At 68.8% G+C, this 20,407-nt stretch carries 18 protein-coding genes and 1 riboswitch; of the genes, 10 read left to right on the plus strand and 8 right to left on the minus strand.

The window, feature by feature from the left end:
* Positions 1–68 precede the first annotated feature (68 nt).
* From AC5RUK_RS05495 to mnhG, 6 genes are read left to right on the plus strand one after another with little or no spacing between them, the layout of a single operon-like run.
* Positions 69–3,071, plus strand: coding sequence for a Na+/H+ antiporter subunit A (locus AC5RUK_RS05495; RefSeq protein WP_494151911.1), 3,003 nt, complete (start codon positions 69–71; stop codon positions 3,069–3,071).
* Positions 3,068–3,541, plus strand: coding sequence for a Na(+)/H(+) antiporter subunit C (locus AC5RUK_RS05500; protein WP_493989594.1), 474 nt, complete (start codon positions 3,068–3,070; stop codon positions 3,539–3,541). Before AC5RUK_RS05495 ends, AC5RUK_RS05500 begins: the two co-directional genes overlap by 4 nt.
* The gene (locus AC5RUK_RS05505) at positions 3,538–5,160 is read left to right on the plus strand and encodes a Na+/H+ antiporter subunit D (RefSeq protein ID WP_493989593.1); all 1,623 of its coding nucleotides are present in this window, start codon (positions 3,538–3,540) and stop codon (positions 5,158–5,160) included. Before AC5RUK_RS05500 ends, AC5RUK_RS05505 begins: the two co-directional genes overlap by 4 nt.
* Complete coding sequence (locus AC5RUK_RS05510) at positions 5,157–5,717, plus strand: Na+/H+ antiporter subunit E (RefSeq protein ID WP_493989592.1); 561 nt, start codon at positions 5,157–5,159, stop codon at positions 5,715–5,717. The genes AC5RUK_RS05505 and AC5RUK_RS05510 overlap by 4 nt, the downstream gene beginning before the upstream one ends.
* Positions 5,714–5,998: an MrpF/PhaF family protein gene (locus AC5RUK_RS05515; RefSeq protein WP_493989591.1), complete on the plus strand. Its 285-nt coding sequence runs from the start codon at positions 5,714–5,716 to the stop codon at positions 5,996–5,998. The genes AC5RUK_RS05510 and AC5RUK_RS05515 overlap by 4 nt, the downstream gene beginning before the upstream one ends.
* Positions 5,988–6,512 carry a monovalent cation/H(+) antiporter subunit G gene (gene mnhG / locus AC5RUK_RS05520; RefSeq protein WP_494151601.1) on the plus strand — a complete coding sequence of 175 codons (525 nt, stop codon included), beginning with the start codon at positions 5,988–5,990 and terminating at the stop codon, positions 6,510–6,512. The genes AC5RUK_RS05515 and mnhG overlap by 11 nt, the downstream gene beginning before the upstream one ends.
* Positions 6,513–6,662: 150 nt before the next feature.
* Here the strand turns inward: mnhG and AC5RUK_RS05525 are convergent, their stop codons facing one another.
* Positions 6,663–6,923, minus strand: coding sequence for a DUF4235 domain-containing protein (locus tag AC5RUK_RS05525; RefSeq protein ID WP_493989589.1), 261 nt, complete (start codon positions 6,921–6,923; stop codon positions 6,663–6,665).
* Between the two features lie 170 nt (positions 6,924–7,093).
* Positions 7,094–7,227, plus strand: a riboswitch (TPP riboswitch).
* Between the two features lie 43 nt (positions 7,228–7,270).
* Here AC5RUK_RS05525 and AC5RUK_RS05530 point away from each other — a divergent pair.
* From AC5RUK_RS05530 to AC5RUK_RS05540, 3 genes are read left to right on the plus strand one after another with little or no spacing between them, the layout of a single operon-like run.
* Entirely contained in the window at positions 7,271–7,891 is a 621-nt protein-coding gene (locus tag AC5RUK_RS05530) for an ECF transporter S component (protein WP_493989588.1), read from the plus strand.
* A gap of 8 nt (positions 7,892–7,899) precedes the next feature.
* A complete protein-coding gene (locus AC5RUK_RS05535) occupies positions 7,900–9,417 on the plus strand; it encodes an ABC transporter ATP-binding protein (protein ID WP_494151602.1) in 1,518 nt (505 codons plus the stop codon).
* 2 nt (positions 9,418–9,419) lie between these two features.
* Positions 9,420–10,211 (plus strand): energy-coupling factor transporter transmembrane component T family protein, encoded by a 792-nt coding sequence (locus AC5RUK_RS05540; protein ID WP_494151912.1) that lies wholly within the window; start codon positions 9,420–9,422, stop codon positions 10,209–10,211.
* A gap of 61 nt (positions 10,212–10,272) precedes the next feature.
* On the opposite strand, the gene AC5RUK_RS05545 is transcribed toward AC5RUK_RS05540, so the two are convergent.
* Entirely contained in the window at positions 10,273–11,448 is a 1,176-nt protein-coding gene (locus tag AC5RUK_RS05545) for a zinc-dependent alcohol dehydrogenase (RefSeq protein ID WP_494151603.1), read from the minus strand.
* 215 nt (positions 11,449–11,663) lie between these two features.
* Positions 11,664–12,539 (minus strand): aminodeoxychorismate lyase, encoded by an 876-nt coding sequence (locus tag AC5RUK_RS05550; protein WP_494151604.1) that lies wholly within the window; start codon positions 12,537–12,539, stop codon positions 11,664–11,666.
* An 86-nt stretch (positions 12,540–12,625) separates the two neighbouring features.
* On the opposite strand from AC5RUK_RS05550, the gene cls reads away from it, so the two are divergent.
* Positions 12,626–14,104 carry a cardiolipin synthase gene (cls, locus tag AC5RUK_RS05555; RefSeq protein ID WP_494151605.1) on the plus strand — a complete coding sequence of 493 codons (1,479 nt, stop codon included), beginning with the start codon at positions 12,626–12,628 and terminating at the stop codon, positions 14,102–14,104.
* A gap of 89 nt (positions 14,105–14,193) precedes the next feature.
* On the opposite strand, the gene AC5RUK_RS05560 is transcribed toward cls, so the two are convergent.
* From AC5RUK_RS05560 to AC5RUK_RS05580, 5 genes are all read right to left on the minus strand, one after another.
* Positions 14,194–14,832 carry an HD domain-containing protein gene (locus AC5RUK_RS05560; protein WP_493989582.1) on the minus strand — a complete coding sequence of 213 codons (639 nt, stop codon included), beginning with the start codon at positions 14,830–14,832 and terminating at the stop codon, positions 14,194–14,196.
* 123 nt (positions 14,833–14,955) lie between these two features.
* Complete coding sequence (locus AC5RUK_RS05565) at positions 14,956–15,936, minus strand: GlxA family transcriptional regulator (RefSeq protein ID WP_494151606.1); 981 nt, start codon at positions 15,934–15,936, stop codon at positions 14,956–14,958.
* Positions 15,937–15,998: 62 nt separating this feature from the next.
* On the minus strand, positions 15,999–18,026 hold the full coding sequence (gene pabB, locus AC5RUK_RS05570) for an aminodeoxychorismate synthase component I (protein WP_494151607.1): 2,028 nt from the start codon (positions 18,024–18,026) through the stop codon (positions 15,999–16,001).
* Positions 18,027–18,156: 130 nt separating this feature from the next.
* Entirely contained in the window at positions 18,157–18,777 is a 621-nt protein-coding gene (locus AC5RUK_RS05575; RefSeq protein ID WP_494151608.1) for a LysE family transporter, read from the minus strand.
* Positions 18,778–18,812: 35 nt separating this feature from the next.
* Positions 18,813–20,390 (minus strand): phytoene desaturase family protein, encoded by a 1,578-nt coding sequence (locus AC5RUK_RS05580; protein WP_494151609.1) that lies wholly within the window; start codon positions 20,388–20,390, stop codon positions 18,813–18,815.
* Between the last annotated feature and the right edge of the window lie 17 nt (positions 20,391–20,407).

The raw sequence follows: 20,407 nt of genomic DNA on the forward strand, positions 1-20,407 counted from the left end.
TGGGTAGAATGGACCTTGGCCATGTCCGTCTAATCCTTGTAAACCTGAAGGAAGTTCCGGAGTATCCCGTGCTGATTGTGCTCACCCTGCTATTTGCGGTGGCCTTTATAGCGCCCTTAATTTTCCGGAAGCTCGGACGGTCAACGTTCTATATCCTGGCCGCGGTTCCCGCCGCCGGATTTGTCTGGCTGATCGCCACGTTCGACAACTACACCGGCGCGAACCAGAAGGCGCTCGACGGCGCTCCCAACGCTCCGCCGTCGGAGGTCTTCGCCTGGGTCCCGGGCCTGCAGCTGGAACTGGCCTTTCGGATGGACACCCTCGCGGCGGTGCTGTGCATCCTGATCCTGGGTGTCGGCGCCCTGGTGCTGTTCTACTGCGCCCGCTACTTTAAGGCCGACGATCCGGACATCGGTCCTTTCGGCGCGCAGTTGCTGGCCTTTAGCGGCGCCATGTTCGGCCTGGTCACCGCCGACGACCTGATCCTGCTCTACATTTTTTGGGAACTTACCACCGTCCTGTCCTACCTGCTGATCGGGTACGCCAGGCACCGCCTGTCCGCGCGCCGGTCCGCGCTGCAGGCCCTGATGGTCACCACCTTCGGCGGATTGACCATGCTGGTTGGCCTGCTGATGATCGGTCAAACGGCCGGCACCTACCGGATCTCCGAGATCCTCGCAGCAGCCGGAACGCTGATGGCCCACGGGCAGATCATCGACATAGCCATCCTGCTGGTACTCATCGGGGCCATCAGCAAGTCCGCGCTGGTGCCCTTCCACTTCTGGCTCCCGGCGGCCATGGCGGCCCCGACGCCGGTCAGCGCCTACCTGCATGCCGCCGCCATGGTGAAGGCCGGCATCTACCTGGTAGCGCGGCTGTCGCCCGGATTCTCCAGTACCGACTACTGGCACGGCGTCGTGCTGGGGCTCGGGCTGCTGACCATGCTGGTGGGCGGCTGGCAGGCCATGCGCCAGAACGACCTGAAGTTGATCCTGGCCTACGGCACGGTCAGCCAACTGGGGTTCCTGACCCTGGTGGTCGGGCTCGGCTCGCAGGAAGCCGCGCTGGCCGGTATGGGCCTGCTGCTGGCCCACGGTTTCTTCAAGGCGACCCTGTTTCTGGTGGTGGGCATCATCGACCATCAGGCCGGAACGCGTGACATCCGCGAACTGTCGCACCTGTATCGCAAGGCCCCGAAACTGTTCGCGGTCGCCCTGATCGGTGCCGCGTCCATGGCCGGCCTGCCGCCGTTGCTGGGTTTCGTCGCCAAGGAGTCGGTCTACGAAGCCTTCGTCCACCGGGCCGGCGTCTCCGGCTGGGTGGGGGGCCTGCTCCTAGCCGGCGTCGTGGCCGGTTCCATCCTGACCTTCGCCTACAGCGCCCGCTTTGTCTGGGGCGGCTTCGCGGCCAAACCCGGCCGCGAGGCCATCGAATTCAAGGCCGTTCCGTGGGCCTTCCTGGCGGCACCCGCCGTGCTGGCCGTGGCCACCGTGTTGTTCGGTCTCTGGCCGGCTCCGGTCGAAGCCGCCGTCGCGCCCTATGCCGGCCTCTTCACGCTGGACACCGCGGCCACCCATCTGGCGCTGTGGCACGGATTCACGCCGGCTCTCGGCCTGACCGTCATCACCATCGCCGCCGGCGTCGCCCTGTTCCTGCTGCGCACCCCGATTGCCGCCTTCCAGGCCAGGATCCGCTTCATCCCGGACGCCGACCGGATCTACCGCGGCGTGATCGGCGTCCTGGACGAGGTGGCCATCTGGGTCACCGGACGGACCCAGCGAGGCTCGCTGGTCTTCTACCTGTGCGTGATCCTGATCGTGGCGATCGTGACTCCACTGAGCGCCATCGTGCTGATGGATGCCCCGCTGCCGGAGAGCGTGGTGTGGTTCGACACCCCGGCGCAGGCCATCGCGGGGCTGATCGTGGCGGCAGGCGCGTTGGGGGCCATCCGCGCGAACAAGCGCTTCATGGCGGTGCTGATGGTCTCGGTAGCCGGCTACGGGTTGGCCTTCATCTTCGCCATGCACGGGGCGCCGGACATTGCACTGACCCAACTGCTGGTGGAAACGATCTCCCTGGTGGCCATCGTGCTGGCACTTCGTTCGCTGCCGGCCCGGCTGTGGCTGCGCACGCCCGGACGGTTTAAACTGTTGCGCGCCGTCATCGGAGCCGCTTTCGGCCTCACGATGATCGTGATCGCGATGACGGCGATGGCGGCACGCACGGCAGCTCCGGTGTCCCTGGCCATGCCGCAGCTGGCCTATGAGGGCGGCGGCGGCGAGAACATCGTCAACGTCATCCTGGTGGACATACGGGCCTGGGACACGTTCGGCGAGATCGCGGTGCTGGCACTGGCAGCTACCGGCGTAGCCAGCCTGATCTTCATCCGGAGCCGCGGGGAGAAGCGTCCGGAGCCCGTGGACGCCGTGGCCAGCGGATCGGTGGGACGAGGTTACGAGACGGTGGCCCATTCGGACCGCGAGGCGGCGGCCTTGGCGACTGCCCGCAAGTTCGCCGTCGTCCCGCGCGACGCCTGGCTGGTGGCCGGCCGGACCCTGGCCCCGGAACGCCGCTCCATCATCTTCGAGGTGATCACCCGCCTGCTCTTCCACTCGGTGATGATCTTCTCCGTCTACCTGCTGTTGACCGGCCACAACCTTCCCGGCGGCGGATTCGCGGGCGGCCTGCTGGCCGGCATCGCGCTGACCGTCCGCTACTTGGCCGGCGGACGGATCGAGCTGGCCGAAGCCACGCCCATCAGTGCAGGCCTGCTGCTCGGCCTGGGGCTTGGCGCCGCGGCACTGACCGCCGTCGTCCCGATCTTCCTGGGCGGCCAGGTCTTCCAGAGCGCGATTCTGGAGTTCAGCCTCCCGGTCTTCGGCGAACACAAGTTCGTCACGTCGACGATCTTCGACATCGGGGTCTACCTGGTGGTGGTGGGCCTGGTGCTCGACGTGCTGCGCAGCTTCGGCGCCGAGATCGACGAACGCACCGAGGAACGCACGCATGGCCGCCGCAAGAGTGCCGAACTGCAAGTACCCGCAGCGATCGAGGAGGAGGTGTCCCGGTGACTGTTAACCTGACGCTGCTCCTGGTGATGGGCGTACTGTTCGCCGTGGGCGTTTACCTGATCCTCGAGCGCAGCCTGACCCGGGTGATGCTCGGCCTGATGCTCATCACCAACGGCGCCAACCTGTTGCTGCTCAGCACCGGCGGGCCCGCGGGCCTGGCGCCCATCTTCGGCAGCGACATCCCCGCGGACGCCTACAGCGATCCGTTGCCGCAGGCGTTGATCCTTACCTCCATCGTGATTTCCTTCGCCGTTACCGCTTTCATGCTGGCCATCATCTACCGCTCCTGGGTGCTGGGACGGCAGGACGAGGTCCAGGACGATATCGAGGACCGCCGGGTGGCCAACCAGCCCACCTTCGATGCAGAGGACGACGCGGAGATCCCGGCCGAGACCACCGAGTTCGTCCCGCCGGACGAAGCCGAAGAAACGCCAGCCACCACCAGGTCCCGGATGGAGAGAAAGCAGTGAACGCCGCCACCATCGCGCCGCTGGCAGTAGTCCTGCCGCTGCTGGGTGCTGCCCTGGCGTTCGTGCTGATCCGCCACCCAAACGCGCAGCGCCGGACCGGTGCCATCACGCTCACGGTGACGCTGGCACTGGAGACCGTGATGCTGGCCTCGGCTTGGACCAACGGGGCGCAGGCGGTGAACCTCGGCGGCTGGCTTCCTCCCTTCGGCATCACACTGGTGGTGGATGAGCTATCCGCACTGATGCTGGTGGTCTCCTCGGCCGTCAGCCTGGCGGTGCTGCTGTATGCCTCGGGCCAGGGCATGACGAACAGCGACGAGGAAGGCCCGGTCTCGATCTTCCACCCGACGTACCTGATCCTGGTGGCCGGGGTTTCCAACGCGTTCCTGACCGGCGACCTGTTCAACCTGTATGTCGGGTTCGAAATGCTGCTCACGGCCAGTTACGTGCTGATGACTCTTGGCGGCACCAGCCCGCGGATCCGTGCCGGGGTGACCTACGTCGTCGTCAGCGTCATCTCCTCGGTGCTGTTCCTGGTCTCCATCGCGATGATCTACGCGGCCACCGGGACCATTAACATGGCCGACCTGGCGATCAAGCTCGGCGAACTGGATCCGGCAACGCAGATGACGCTGCATTTGATGCTGCTGGTGGCCTTCGGCATCAAGGCGGCGGTCTTCCCGCTGTCCTTCTGGTTGCCCGACTCGTATCCGACGGCGCCGGCGCCGGTCACCGCGGTGTTTGCCGGCCTGCTCACCAAGGTCGGCGTCTATGCCATGATCCGCACCGAGACGCTGCTGTTCCCGGGCGACCGGCTCAACACGTTCCTGATGGTCGTGGCGGTCCTGACCATGGTGGTAGGCATCCTCGGGGCCGTGGCGCAGATCGACATCAAGCGCATGCTCTCGTTCACGCTGGTCAGCCACATCGGCTACATGGTCTTCGGCCTGGCCATGTCCTCGGTGGTGGGCCTGGGCGCGGCGGTCTATTATGTGGCGCACCATATTACGGTGCAGACCAGCCTGTTCCTGGTCGCCGGCCTGATCGAACGCCGCGGCGGAACTACCAACATGGACCGGCTGGGAGGCATGGCCAAGCTGTCGCCGCTGCTGGCCATCCTGTTCTTCGTGCCGGCCATGAACCTGGCCGGCATCCCGCCGTTCTCCGGTTTCCTGGGCAAGATCGGGCTCGTGCAGGGCGGCGTGGAGCTGGGCACCCCGGTCGCCTGGGTACTGGTGGCGGGCAGCATGGTTACGTCCCTGCTGACCCTGCTGGCCATGGCGCGGGTCTGGAACCGCGTGTTCTGGCGGCGCCCCGAAGATGCCGAGCACCCGGACCCGGTGCTGGTGGCCACCAAGCCTGACGGATCCGCCGTGCGGACCACCCGTCATGTGGAGGACCACCCGCACGGGCGTTTCACTGGACGGGGCATCGTTCAACTGCTGCCGCTGCCCATGGTCTGGCCGACGGTCGGGCTGGTGGCGATGGGCCTTGCCCTGACGCTGTTCGCCGGGCCCCTGTTCGAGCTCAGCGACCAGGCGGCGCGGGAGATGCTGCAGCGCACCCCCTACATCGAGGCCGTCCTGGGTGAGGGCGCCCTGCAGGAGGGGGGCCAATGAGGAAACCGCGCATCTCCATCTGGGTCGAGCTGCCGCTGCTGGCTTGGCTGGTCATCCTCTGGGGCTCCCTGTGGCAGGATTTCAGTCCCGGCAACCTGATTTTCGGCCTGCTGATCGCGCTGGTCATCGTGAACCTGTTCTACCTGCCGCCGGTCGAACTCAGCGGACGCTTCAATCCGCTGGCGGCGCTGGTGTTCGCCGTCACGTTCGTGTGGCAGGTGGCGGTGGCGAGCGTCGAAGTCCTGTGGCTGGCCCTGACCCGCGGCCCGACGCTGCGCAACGCGGTGGTGGCGGTCCGGCTGCGAAGCCATTCCGACCTGCTGGTGACTGCCACCGGGCATGCCATTTCGCTGATCCCCGGCAGCTTCGTGGTGGATGTGGACCGCTCGACGTCCACTCTTTACCTGCACGTGATCGACGTGGCCACCGAGGAGGCCGCCGAACGTTTCCGGGCAGACGTGCGGCGGATCGAGGCGGGACTGATCCGGATGATGGGCACGAAGGAAGAACTGGCAATGGTCAAGGCCGAAGGTACCGGCAGGGGAGGTGCAGTGTGAACGGGGAAGTCATTCCGGTTGCCCAAGTCGTCGTGAGCGCAGTGCTGGGCGTGGCCGCGGTGCTGTCGCTGATCCGCCTCGCCCGCGGCCCCTCGCTGCTGGACCGGCTGTTGGCCATTGACGTGCTGCTGGCGATTGTCTGCGCCGGACTCATCGTGGACATGGCCGCCGGCGGCCACATGAACAACCTGACGCTGGTCGTTGTCATTTGCCTTGTCGGTTTCATCGGCTCGGTCGCCGTGGCCCGTTTCGTGACGGACGGGCGGCCCCGTGAACACTGACCTGATACTCGACATCGCGACCGCCGTCTGCCTGATCGCCGGCGCGGGGATGTCCCTGGCCGCGGCCATCGGCCTGCTGCGGTTTCCGGACCTGCTATCCCGGATGCACGCCGCCACGAAGCCGCAGGTCTTCGGCCTGCTGCTGCTGCTGACGGCAATGGCCCTGCAGTTGCGCAGCTGGACGGCGGTGCCCTTGCTCCTCATAGGCTGGCTGTTCCAGTTGCTTACCGTGCCGGTTTCCGCCCACATGGTGGGCCGGGCCGGATACCGAACCAAGCACCTGCGCAAGGAAATCCTCAGCGTGGACGACCTCGACGCGGTGGTGGAGGCAGCGGCCGAGGAGGATTCCGAGGTGGCATCCGACGACGTCGCGCCTTCCAGCGCCGACGCCGGCAGCAGTGATGTTCCCGGCGGCCAGCACGCCGGCGAGCCGGGGGAGCGGCGTACCGCGGCGGCGGCCGCTGGTCCCGGGCGGAACGACCAGGACGACGCCGGGCCGGCGGACCAAAAATAACCCGCGGACAAAAGATAACCCGCGGACAAAAAATAACCCGCGAACAAAAAAATGCCGGTCCGGCGGCGGCTGCCGGCGGACCGGGACCAGAAGCGCGATGGGGGACGGGACCGCGGCCCCGTCCCCCATCGGACTCCCTCAAGGGACCGCTTAGACCATTTCCCGCGTCTTGTCGTAGCGGATGACCGCCTTGGCGGTGGCGCGTTTGGTCAGCACCTGGATCACGCGCGCCACGGTGCCGGACACCACGGCGAAGGCGACCGCCGCCCGCAGGCTGTTCTCCAGGTCATCGTCGCTCTTCGGCGCATCTTTTCCGGTGACTCGCTTCCAGACGAACCCCAGCAGCTGGCTGGCTGCCAGGCCCGCGCCGATACTCACCAGTGTGCCCAAGAGCCTCAACACAACGTTCATGCCCGCTCCCTTCCGGGGCCGCGGCCCCGTCTCAACTGCTGTTCCGCTTCCCAGCCTACTGCCCGGCACCCGCCCGGGCCGTAAGCCGTCGTGCATTTTCCAAGGGTCTGAAGCCCGAATCGCCCGCCGCTGCGGGCAAGTGTAGACTGGTGCGTGCTGCTAGACAGCACCTATGACGACAGGGGAGCGTCCGACCGGCCGGTACACACCGGAGACCGGGAGGGACGCTGAGAGTGCGGAAGAACCGCAGACCCTCGAACCTGCTCCGGTTAGTACCGGCGAAGGGAGTCGAGTTCTCGGGGCGCGCCGCATGGCCGCCCTCCCCTCCTGCAACCAGGAGGATCCCAGTGAGTACCGTTTCGAATGCACCCGCCACGCCCACCCCTGCCCGGAAGCCGCGCTACGGCTGGCGGGTGGTGGACATCGTCGTGGCCTCGGTGGTCGCCGTGGCCGTCGGCGTCATCTTCTGGGCCTGGTCGGCGGGCTGGCCGCTGATCGAGGGCCTGACCCTTGCCTTCCCGCCTTCGGCCGGACTGTACACCGGCGGCTGGCTGATGGCCGGCGTGCTGGGCGGGCTGATCATCCGCAAGCCCGGCGCCGCCATCTACTGCGAGATGCTGGCCGCCATTGTCTCCGCGCTGCTGGGCACGAGCTTCGGCATGACCGTCCTGGTCTCCGGCCTGATCCAGGGGCTGGGGGCCGAGATCGTCTTCCTGCTCTTCCTGTACCGCAAGTTCAACCTCGGCGTGGCGCTGCTGGCCGGCCTGGGCGCAGGCCTGGCGCTGTCCATCAGCGAGAACATCCTCTACAACATGCTGTGGGCCGCCGAGTGGCAACTGGCCTACGTGGGCTTCGCGGCCGTGTCCGGCGTCGTGATTGCCGGGCTGCTGCCGTGGCTGGCGGTCAGGGGGCTGGCGAAGACGGGCGTGCTGTCCTCCTTCGCCGCGGGACGCTCGGCCGACGTCTGAGCCGTTCCATGGGAGAGCAGAGTACGACGGCGGTGCCCGGACCTGTGCCGGTCCTCGCCGAAGGGTGGGGCTGGCGGCACGCTGGCCGCAAGGACCCGGCGGTGCGCGGGGCCAGTTTCAGCATCGCCCCGGGCGAACGGGTACTGCTGCTGGGCGCCTCCGGGGCCGGCAAGTCCACGCTGCTGCACGCCCTGGCGGGCGTGCTCGGCGACGAGGGCGAGGGCGAGGAGACCGGCCGGCTCACCGTGGCGGGTGTGCGTCCCTCCGAGGCCCGCGGCCGGGCCGGCCTCGTGCTGCAGGATCCGGAGAGCCAGCTGGTGCTGGCCCGGGTTGGCGACGAGGTGGCCTTCGGCGCGGAGAACCTGTCGCTGCCGCGCGCGCAGATCTGGGACAGGGTCCGCGAATCCCTGGCCGATGTCGGCCTGGCGGTACCGCTGGATCACCCTACCTCGGCGCTGTCCGGGGGTCAGAAGCAGCGGCTGGCGCTGGCCTCCGTCCTGGCCATGCGGCCGGGGCTGCTGCTGCTGGACGAGCCGACCGCGAACCTGGACCCGGACGGCGTGCAGGAAGTACGCGACGCCGTGGCCCGGGTGCTGGACCGCACCGGCGCCACCCTGGTGGTGGTCGAGCACCGGGTGGCTGTCTGGGCGGACGTGGTGGACCGCGTGATCGTGCTCGCGGCCGGCGGCGGCGTGCTGGCCGACGGGCCGCCGGGCACGGTGCTCGCCGAGAGCGCCACCCGCGCCCGGTTGATCGAGGCCGGCGTCTGGGTTCCCGGACACACCCCGCGGCTGGACCTGCCCGCGGCACCGGCCCCGGGCGGGCCGTTGCTGCGGGCGGCGGCGCTGGACGTGTCGCGGAACCGGAGAGCCGCACCGGTGCTGCGCGGGGTGGACCTGGACCTGTTGGCCGGGCAGGCGCTCAGCATCACCGGCGCGAACGGCGCCGGCAAATCCACGCTGGCACTCACCCTCGCCGGGCTGGTGCCGCCAGCGGGAGGGGAACTGTCAGCGACACCGGCCTTGCACCGCGGCGCCGGCCTGTCACCGGCAAAATGGAAGTCCGCGCAGCTGGTGACCCGCATCGGCAGCGTCTTCCAGGAACCGGAACACCAGTTCCTCACCGGCACGGTGCTCGACGAACTCGAGTTCGGCCCGCGCCGCGTGGCCAAGCTGCCCGAGGCGACGGTCCGGCAGCGCGTGGACACGATCGCCGAGCGGCTCCGGCTGACCCGCCTGCTGCAGGCCAACCCGTTCACCCTCTCCGGCGGCGAAAAACGCAGGCTCTCGGTAGCCACCATGCTGGCCACCAGCCCGGACATCCTGCTGCTGGACGAGCCGACGTTCGGGCAGGACGCCAACACCTGGGCCGAGCTGGTCACACTGCTGGCCGAGCTTGTGGCCGATGGCAGGAGCGTGGTCTCGGTGACGCACGACGCCGACTTCACCGCCGCGCTCGGCGGTGCCGGCATACGGGTGGCAGACGGCGGCGTGCGCCCGGCCCAACCGCTTCGGAGGGCAGCGTGAGCATGGACCTGATGACCCCCCGGTTGGCAGCCTCCCCGTTCAGCCGCGCCAACCCGGTATCGAAGCTGGCCGCCGCCACCCTGATCACCGTAGTGGTCATGCTCAGTGTGGACTGGGTCAGCGCTTCCGTGGTGCTGGCCGCCGAACTGTTGCTGATGCCCGTGCTGGGCGTCAGCCCGTGGCTGCTGCTCAAGCGCGGCTGGCCACTGCTGGCGGCGGCAGCCGTCGGGGCTTGGGCAACGGCCTTGCTGGCCGAGAAGACCGGGGCCGTGCTGTTCCAGTTCGGTCCGCTGATCTTCACCGAGGACTCGGTGGCCGGAGGCGTTGCCATCGGCCTGCGTTCGCTCGCCGTGGCGCTGCCGGGCATTTTCCTGCTCCTGACGACCGACCCCACGGATCTGGCGGACGCCCTGGCGCAGAAGCTGAAGCTGCCCCACCGGTTCGTGCTGGGAGCGCTGGCCGCCATGCGGTTGGTGGGGCTGCTCGTGGAGGAATGGCGGATTCTCGGTTTGGCGCGCCGCGCCCGAGGTGTCGGAGCGGAGAACCGGCCGCTGGCCAAGGCGGGTGCGTTCGTGGGCCAGGCGTTCGGCCTGATCGTGCAGGCCATCCGCCGTGCCACCCGGCTGGCCGTCGCCATGGAGGCCCGCGGCTTCGGCGCCGGGCCCAGGACCTGGGCGCGGGAATCCACCTACAGCGTGGTGGATGTTTGGGTGTTGCTGGGCGGCGCCGTCATCGCCGGAGCAGCAGCCGCCGCCGCCGTGGCCGCCGGGACCTGGAACTTCATCTTCGTGTGAACCGGGGCCCGGCGGGCCCCGGCCGTCCCATGAAAGCCGGGGTCCGCCGTCCCGTTCGGGGCTACGGCTTGAGCACCACCTTGATGCAGCCGTCCTCCTTCTTCTGGAACTTCTCGTACATCTCCGGCGCCTGCTCCAGCGGAACCTGGTGGGTCGCCAGGTCGAGCACGCCCAGCGGGTCCGACGGTTCGTCGACCAGCGGCAGCAGATCGTCGGTCCACCGCTTCACGTTGCACTGGCCCATCCGCAGCTGGAGCTGCTTGTCGAACATGGTCAACATCGGCAGGGGGTCCTTCATCCCGCCGTACACGCCACTGATCGAGATCGTGCCGCCGCGCCGGACGGCGTCGATCGCGGTGTAGAGCGCGTCGAGCCTGTCCACCCCGGCTGTCTCCATCGCCTTGCGGCCCAGAGCGGACGGCAGCAGCCCCACCGCCTGGTGGACCGCGCCTGCCACGGGCGAGCCGTGCGCCTCCATGCCCACCGCATCCACCACCGAGTCCGGCCCGCGGCCGTCCGTGCGCTCCCGCAGCTCGTCCGCGACGTCGCCGTTCAGGTCCAGCGTCTCGATGCCGTGACGCTCCGCCATGGCCCGCCGCTCCGCGACGGGGTCCACCGCGAGCACGCGGTAGCCGAGGTGCCGGCCGATCCGAGCGGACATCTGGCCGATAGGGCCAAGGCCCAGCACAGCCAGGGAACCGCCTTCCGGTGGGGCCGCGTACTGCACGGCCTGCCACGCGGTGGGCACCACATCGGAGAGGTACAGATAGCGCTCGTCCTCACCGGTCTGGGGCACCTTGATGGGCCCGTAGTCGGCGTGCGGGACACGCAGGTACTCGGCCTGCCCGCCGGGCACGGAGCCGTAGAGCCGCGAGTAGCCCAGGAACTGGGCATTGTTGTTGTACTCGCGGACCTGGGTGGTCTCGCACTGGGACTGCAAACCGTTGCGGCACATGAAGCAGTGGCCGCAGGAGACGTTGAACGGGATGACCACCCGGTCCCCGGCCTTGATGTGGGTGACGGCCGAGCCGACCTCCTCCACTATCCCCATGGGCTCGTGTCCGATGATGTCGCCCTTGTCCATGAACGGAGTGAGCACCTCGTAAAGGTGCAGGTCCGAGCCGCAGATGCCGGTCGAGGTGATCCGCACGATCGCGTCCGTGGGCTCCTGGATCCGCGGATCCGGGACCTCCTCCACGCTGACCGAGCGCTTCCCCTGCCATGTCAGAGCCTTCATTGCCCTCCTTCTCAGGGCTGCCGCCCCGGACGGAACGACAGCATGCTGATCTTTCGGTCCAATCGACCCTAACACCGCAGTAGCGCGGTGGTCGAAGCGGCGCTGTCGTCGCCGGAGCAGCCGCCGCTGCCGCCGTGGCCGCAGGGACCTGGACTTCATCTTCGTGTGGACCGGGGCCCGGCGGGCAGAACCTCCGGCGGGATGACTCCGGCCGGCTACTCCTTCTGGCTGCCCTGGGCCAGCAGCGCTGTCAGCTCCTCCGTCAGGTCGGGCGAGACGGGGATTTCCTTGCCGTCGATGCTCTTGACCGGGGCGAGCAGGCGGATACTCGAAACCAGCCAGACGGCGTCGGCTTCGTAGAGATCGTGCGGCTCCAGCGGACCGTAGCCCAACTGCCAGCCGGCAGCTTCCGCCTCCTTGAACAGCACCGACTGGGACGTGCCCGGCAGGATGCCGCTCTCCAGCAGCGGCGTCACCAACGTCTTCACGCCGTCGCGCACCCGCGCCATCAGCACGGTGGAGGTGGGCCCTTCGAGCACGCGGCCGTCGCTGGACGTGAAGATGGCATCGTCGGCGCCGTTCTTGTGCGCATAACGCAGTGCGGCCATGTTGACCGCGTAGGAGAGCGTCTTGGCCCCCATGAGCAGCCACGGGGCGCGTTCGGCCAGCGAGCTGTCGTACCCGCGGTCGAGCAGCAGCACGGAAATGCCGTCGGTGCGCTGGCGCCGTCCGGCGGCCGGCGGCCGGGAAGCCTGGACCCAGGCCGTGGGCGCGGAAGCGCCTTCCACGCCGCGGGTCACCAGCAGCTTGATCACCAGTTCTTCGACGGGCGGATGCTCGGCGATCGCCGTCGCGATGGCACGCTCCCAGGCGTCCGGGGCGGGAAGCTGCAGGTCCATGATCCGGGCCGAGCTGGCCAGCCGCTCCAAGTGCGCCTGCAGCTTGCGCGGGACCCCGTTGACTGCCAGCAGGGACTCGAAGATGCCGTCCCCGCGGGTGGCGCCGAGATCGGTGGCCATCAGCTGAGGCCGGGAAGCATCTGCGACGCGGCCCGCCTCGTGGGCAGGGTCCAAAAACACCAGAACTGTCATGGCTACAGCTTAGTTAGTTTGCCCCCAAAGGCCGGGTAGGCTGGGAGGATTGCGCCGGCACACGGCGGGAGGGGAGGAACAGCCGCGTGCTGTGGTCGTTTGCGGGGCTGGGCACGTTCCCCGACTGGGCCGTCGCCATTCTGGGCGTGGTCGATATGGCCATCCGCATCATTGCCTTGGGCGTGATCCCGGGGAACCGCCGCCCCAACACCGCCATGGCCTGGCTGCTGGCCATCTTCTTCATCCCGCTGATCGGCCTGTTGCTCTTTTTCATGTTCGGCAGGTACCGCCTCTCGGAGCGCCGGATCGCCAAGCAGTCGGAGATCAACAGCCGGGTGTGGGCCGCCACCCGGAACCTCAAGGAGCCCAGCAGCGAACAGGAAGCTCCGGCCTGGGTGCATTCGGCGGCAGAGTTGAACCGGCGGCTCGGCGCCTTCCCCATGGTGGACGGCAACCACGCGGAGCTGTACGCGGACTACGACGAGTCCATTGCCGCGATGACCGAGGCCGTGCGCGAGGCGCGCGAGTTCGTGAACATCGAGTTCTACATCATGAGCCGCGACGAAAGCACCGGCAAGCTCTTTACGGCGCTGGAAGAAGCCGCCGCCCGGGGGGTCCGCGTGCGCCTGTTGTTCGACCACATCGGCACCCTCCGCGTCGCCGGCTACCGCAAGTTCCGCCGCTGGCTGGAGACCACCGACATCGACTGGCGCCGGATGCTGCCCGTATTGCCGGTCCGCGGCCAGTGGCGCCGGATCGACCTGCGCAACCACCGCAAGATCCTGGTGGTGGACGGCCGTGTGGCGTTCACCGGATCGCAGAACCTGATCGAGCCCGGCTACCGCCGCACCTCCAGCCATAAGATCGGCCGCAAATGGGTGGAACTGATGGCGCGCTACGAAGGCCCCATCGTCACCGCGCTGAACGTTGTGTTCGCCACCGACTGGTCCAGCGAAACCGACGACACGCTCGAAGGCGAACTGTTCACCCCGGCCCCGTTCCGCGAGCCCGGCCCCATGACCTGCCAGGCCCTGCCCAGCGGCCCCGGCTTCGCAACCGAGAACAACCTGCGCCTGTTTAACACGCTCATTTATGCGGCGGTGGACCGGCTGTCCATTTGCAGCCCGTACTTCGTTCCGGATGACTCGCTGCTCTATGCCATTACGACGGCGGCCCAGCGCGGCGTCGAGGTCGAATTGTTCGTGTCCGAACGCGGCGACCAGCTGCTGGTCCATCACGCCCAGCAGTCCTACTATCAGGCGCTGCTGGAGGCCGGCGTGCGGATCTACCGCTACCCGAAGCCCCTGGTGCTGCACGCCAAGCACTTCACCGTGGACAATGAGGTCGCGGTCATCGGCTCCAGCAACATGGACATGCGGTCCTTCTCCCTGAACATGGAAGTCTCCGTGATGATGCTCGGGGACCACATCGTCGAGCGTGTGTCGGAGATCCAGGACAGCTATCGGGTGGTTTCCCGGGAGCTCACGTTGGAGGAGTGGAGGCAGCGGCCCCGCTGGCAGCGCTACGTGGACAACGTGGCCAGGCTGACGGCCACGCTGCAGTAGCCGCGCTCCACCGCCCCGACGAGACGGCGTGCCGGCCAGGCGCTCCGCCGGCACGCCGGGTGTCACGACCGCCGGTATCCGGCAAGGGCCTATTCCGGCCAGGCGGAGTTCTGGATGATGTCCACGAAGTCGATGCGGCGGAAGCCGGGGCTGAAGTGCTCGAGTACGTCGGCGTTGACATTGCCGAAGGTAGTTTCCGGGCGGTGCTTGTTGCCGTCCGTGAAGGCGGCCAGGATCCGCCGCTTGAAGTCCGGGCGCGGGTGCGCCGCGGTGACCGCGTCGATGTCGTCCCGCGTCAGGTCCTGGTAGCCGATCCCCAGGACATCGGTCTCCACGCCGGCAGTCACCAGCGCGATTTCCGGATCCATGAATTCGGGCACCCCCGGCGTGGTGTGGAGCGCGATGGCAGTCCACACCTTGGCCGCGTCTGCCTCCGGGCGCCCCTGCTCCAGCAGGAACGACTTCGCGGCATTGGCGCCGTCGACCTCGAAGCGCAGGGTGTCGGTGCCGTAGGTGTCGGTGAGGCCAAGATCGTGGAACAGCGCGCCGACGTAGAGCAGTTCGTGGTCGACGTCGAGGCCGAGCCGCCGGCCCTGAAGGGCGCCGAAGAGGTACACCCGCCGGGAATGGTCGAACAACAGGTCGTCGGTGGTATCGCGGACCAACTCGGTCGCCTTCCGTACGAGTTCCGTGTCCGGAATGGTAATGCCGGCGATGACTTCTGCCATGGTTGTCTCCTTTTCTCCAGAGGCATGGGAATGTGCCTTGCTTCCCATACTGCCCGGCCGCCGTGAGCGGGGCACCGTCACTAAGGACGACAATCCCTCGGATTCGGCCAACGGGGTTGCCGCTCAGCCGTACTTCGCCGTGGACCGGAAACGCTGCTGGTATTTCGATGGCGGCACGCCGATCCGTGCCACGAACGTCCGCCGCAGCGCTTCGGAGTTGCCGAACCCCGAGCGTTCGGCTGCCTCGGTGACGCTGTACCCCGAGTCCAGCAGCGCCTTGGCGGTGTCGAAGCGGACGAGCTCCACATACTTCGCAGGCGTCGTCTGCAGTTCTTCACGGAAGAGCCGCGTCAGGTGCCGCACGCTCAGGTTGGCGTCCCGGGCGAGTGCCGGAACGGAGAGCACCGCAGCCGGATCGGCGCGCACGGCGTCGAGCGCCGGCCGCAGGGGCGAGGACTTGGGCGGATCCCCCTGGAGCGGTGCAGAGAACTGCGACTGTCCCCCGGAGCGCTGCATGTACACCACGAGGGAGCGGGCCACCTCGCGGGCCAGATCCGGGCCGCGGTCCTCTTCGATCAGCGCAAGGGCCAGGTCGATGCCGGCCGTGACGCCGGCCGAGGTGTGGATCCGGCCGTCGCTGACGAAGATGGCGTCCGGCTCCACCTCCGTTGCCGGATAACGCCGGGCCAGCTCGCGGGTGTGTTTCCAGTGCGTCGTGGCACGGCGCCCGTCCAGCAGTCCCGCCGCAGCCAGAACGAAGGCGCCGGTGCAGATCGAAGACATCCGCCGGGTGTTGTCGGCAAGATGTCCGGCGGCGGCAACCAGCCCGGCGGGAAGTTGGCTCCCGGGCAGGGCATCCCCGCCGGCTACCAGGACCGTGTGGAAGTTTCCGGCACCGGCCGCCGCGGCATCCACCGATACCCGCAGTCCCACCGACGAGGCGACGTCGTTCCCGTCCGGTGACAGGAAAATAAGCTCGTAGGAGCCGCCGAGGCGGTTTGCCTCGGCGAAAGCCTCCGCAGGGCCGGCGACATCGAGCAGCTTTACCCCGTCGAAGACCAAAATGCCCACCCGGGCGGTCATGTCGCGACCGGCTCCTGCCACGATTCCTCGATTCTGGTCACTGGTTCCACGAGCCGTCCATGTCTACCGGCACAGTGTATGCGCTACTCCGGGAACGTTGCCCCGAGCGCCGAGAGCACCCCGTAGGCCTTGGCCCGGACCTCGTCCCATTCGTCCTCGGGAACCGAGTCCGCCGTGATCGCGCCGCCTACGCCCAGGCTCAGCCGGTTGCCGTCCATCACGAGGGTGCGGATCACCACGGACAGGTCTGCCGCCCCGTCCAGCGAAAAGTAGCCCACGGCTCCGGAGTAGACGCCGCGCGGTCCGGTCTCCAGCCGGTCCAAGATGTCCATGGTGCTGATCTTCGGTGCGCCCGTCATCGACCCGGCGGGAAACGCCGCCGCCACGGCTTCGGCCCGCACCGCCCCGGGCAACAGCTGCGCGTCGATCGTGGACACCATCTGGTGCACCGTCGCGTAGGACTCGATGGCGCACAGCCTGCTGACCTGCAGCGAGCCCGGCACGGCAAAGTGGCTCAGGTCGTTGCGCAGCAGGTCCACGATCATGATGTTCTCGGCGCGGTCCTTCGCGCTGCCGGCCAGCTCCTCGACGACGGCGGCATCGGCGTCGGGATCGGCAAGCCGGCGCCGGGTGCCCTTGATCGGTTCGGCCCGCAGCCGGCCACCGGCATCGAGGCCCAGGAACCGCTCGGGCGACGTGCTGGCCACCGTGAGCCGCCCGAACCGCAGGAGGCTGGCGAAGGGCGCGGGGTTGCGGTGGCGGAGGGTCAGGTAGGTGTCCAGCGGATCCAGCGGTTCCGCCGCGGTCGCGTGCAGCCGGGTGGTCAGGCAGACCTCGTAGGTGTTGCCCTCGGCGATTTCGGCCTGCGCTTCCCGAATCTTGGCCAGGTAGGCTTCGCGCGTGTCGCGGCACCGGAAGCTCAAGGCCGTTGGCCGCGCAGCGGGATCCGGAGCAGGGCCGGTGGCTGCGGACAGGCCGCGGATCACCGCCGCGGTCGCCGCGATCCAGTCGGCGGCGTCGTCCCCCGCGGAAGGGCCGGCAAGGGCGAGCAGCCAGGTGCACCGCCGCTCGTGGTCCAGCACGATGGCGCGGCCGGCGAACAGCAGTGCGGCGTCCGGCGCCCCGTCCGGCGCAGCGCCGATGTCCGCGCCCCCGGTCTCGCGCTTGAGCTCGTATCCCAGGTAGCCCATCCAGCCCAGGGCGAAGTCTCCGGGGACCTCGCCCGGCAGGGTGACGATGCGGCGTCCCCACACGGTGTCCAGCCAGCGGAAGAAGCCGCCACGGATCCGAGCGGTGGCGTTGCCCTGGCCAACCACGGTGGTGCCGTCGCGGTGTTCCGCCCAGGCGCCGAAGCCGCCGCCGTCGTCGGCCAGGACGCTGATCCGGTTCCGGTCGGCGGACTCACGGGTGTTGGAACTGTCCAGCCAGACGCTGCGCCCGGAGCCGGCGTACAGGCGCCGGTAGATGTCTTCGGCGTCCGGGTAGGCTGCCAGGCGTTCGGCGACCAGGCGGACGCCCTCGCGGGCCGCCCGCTCCGGGGCCAGGGCGTGTTCGAGGGCGGGCACCGAGGCCAGCGCGTGGAGCACGTGCCGGGGATCGGTGCCGGAGGGACCGGATTCGACGACGACGTCCGCGGCCGCCGCGACGTCGTCGCCGGCCAGCCAGGCCTCTTCCTGCTCCGCCCAGACGTCCCAGAACGGTTCATACGTCGCGCCGTCCCGGGACAGGGCGCGGGTGCGCCGGTCGGCGGAGGGTGCCTGCAGCCAGATCACGGCGTCGAGGAGCCCGCGGGCGGCGGCATGGGCGGCACCGACGCCCTCGAACACCACCACGTCGGCCGGCTCCGTGGTGCGGGAGGCGCCGTCGTCGTTCCTGTCCCAGTCCCAGGCGGTCCAGTGCGCGGTATCCCCGGCGGCCAGGGGCCGCAGCACGGTCTCCAGGTACCGTTGCTGCCCGCCGGCCAGGCCGTGCCAGCCCGGGTAGATGTCCTCCAGATGGAACAGCGACACCGTGCGGTGGACCCGCAGCATCGCTGCCAGTTCCACCGCCAGCGTGGTCTTGCCGGCACCCGAGCGCCCGTCGACGGCAATCAGGACGGGCTTAGTGCGCACGGGTTTCCCAGCGGCCGGACACGGTGGCGGCCCGGACCGGGAGATGCCCCCGGACCGTATCGCGGCGGCAGGGGCTGCCGGCGCTGGCGGCGATGATGCGGTACATGTCCTTGAGTCTATGAGAACCCGGCTACAGGAACGCCAGCATGAGGCCGACGGCGATGAACAACGTGCCGAAGACCCGGTTCATCAACATCAGCCCGCGCACGGTCCGGGTGAAGCGCTGGAAGGACCGGGCCGCGGCGGCGAAGAAGAACCACATCACCAGGATGTCCACCACCACCACGGTGGCGATCAGGATCAAGTATTGCGGCAGCTGGGGCTGGTCCAGCCGGATGAAGCCGGGCATGAACGCCAGGAAGAAGACGATCGCCTTCGGGTTGAGCAGGTTGACCCAGAGGCCGCGCCGGAACATGGAGAAGCCGGGCTCGTTGCGGCGCGACTCTTCGATTTCCGCGCCGCCCGTCGGCTTGGCAAAGAACTGGCGCAGGCCCAGGTAGATCAGGTACGCCGCACCCGCGTACTTGATGGCGGCGAACAGCATCGGCGAATTGGAGACCAGCAAACCCAGGCCCAGCGCCACGATCACCACGTGGACGACCAGGGCGGCCTGCTGGCCCAGGATTCCCCAGATGGAGCGGCGGAAGCCGGCATTGAGCGAGTTGCTCATGGTGTTGATGGCACCGGCGCCGGGGGTGAAGCTGATGACCACGGTGGCGCCGAGCAGCGCCAGCCATAACGAGATTTGCACCAGATGATCCTACGGCGCGGCCCGGCCGGTTTCGGTCAGCGGGCCTCGAGCACGGCCATGGCCGCGTTGTGGCCGCCCAGGCCGCTGACTCCGCCGCCGCGCCGCGCACCGGCCCCGCACAGCAGGATCCGCTCGTGCGCCGTGGCCACGCCCCAGCGCCGCGCCGGCGTGTCGAGCGGTTCGTCGTCTTCGGCGAACGGCCAGTCCAGGGGGCCGTGGAAGATGCTGCCGCCGGTCATGTTCAACGCCTGCTGCAGGTCCTGGGTGGTCTTGGTTTCGATGCACGGCTCGCCGCGTTGATCGCGCAGGATGCAGTCCTCGATCGGTTCGGCGAGCACGGAATTGAGGGAGGCCAGCACCGCGTCCTGCAGCCGCTGCCGCATCGCGTCGTTGTTCTCCTCGGTGATCAGCCGGTGCGGGGTCTGCAGCGTGAACACGGTGAGTGTGTGGGCGCCGGCCGCCTGCAGTTCCGGCGAGAGGATGGACGGGTCGGTCAGGGAGTGGCAGTAGATCTCGGCGGGCAGCGGGTCCGGCACCCGGCCCGCGGCCGCTGCGGCAGCGGCCATTTCCAGCTGTGAGTACAACTCGTTGATATGGAAGGTGCCGCCGAAGGCCGCCTCCGGCGCCACCGAGCCCTCCCGCAGCTTCGGCAGCCGGGACAGCAGCAGGTTCACCTTCGCCTGCGCGCCTTCCGGCGCCGCCTCCGGCCGGGTGGCCGGGCCGGCGCCGCCGGCGGCCAGCAGCCCGTTGAGCACGGCGGGGGAGACGTTGGCGAGCACCCGTTCCGCCGAGACGACGACGCCGCCCGCACCGCCGTCGTCGTACCTCACCTCTCCCTCGGGGGAGACGGAGGTGACCCGCGCCCGGGTCCGCAGCTCGGCGCCGGCGCTGCGGGCCGCCTTTTCCAGCGCCGCGGTGACTGCCCCCATGCCGCCTTCGGGCACGTCCCAGTCACCGGTACCGCCGCCGATCACGTGGTAGAGGAAGCATTTGTTTTGCTGCAGGGAGGCGTCGTGGGCGCCGGCAAAGGTGCTGATCAGGGCGTCGGTGAGCACCACCCCGCGGACCAGGTCCGAGCCGAAACTGCGCTCGACCACCTCGCCGATCGGCCGGTCGATGAAGTCGTGCCAGGCCTCGTCGTCGCCGACCCGGCTGCGCACCTCGGAGCGGCGCAGCAGCGGTTCGGTGACCGAGGGCCAGAGGGCCCGGGCCAGCCGGTTGGTGCGCTGATAGAACCCGATGAAGGGCTCGAAATCGGTTGCCGCGCCCACCGCGGCGAAGGACGAGCGGGTGGCGTCCGGGTCCTGGTTGTCCACCAGCAGGCCTGTCGCGGCCCCGGGCAGGGGTGTGTAGGACGAAAAGCGCCGGCGCAGCAGCCGCAGGTCCAGCTGCAGATCCTCGATGATGCGCCGCGGCAGCAGGCTGACCAGGTACGAATAGCGCGAGATGCGGGCGCCGGTGCCGGGAAAGACTTCCGCCGAAACCGCGGCTCCGCCGACCTGGTCTTCGCGTTCGAGCACGAGCACGCGCCGCCCGGCGCGCGCAAGGTAGGCGGCCGCTACCAGGCCGTTGTGGCCGCCGCCGGCGATGATCACGTCGTAGTGCCCGGGCATGTCAGTCCTTCCGTCCC

The sequence above is a fragment of the Arthrobacter sp. Y3223065 genome, from assembly GCF_059090885.1.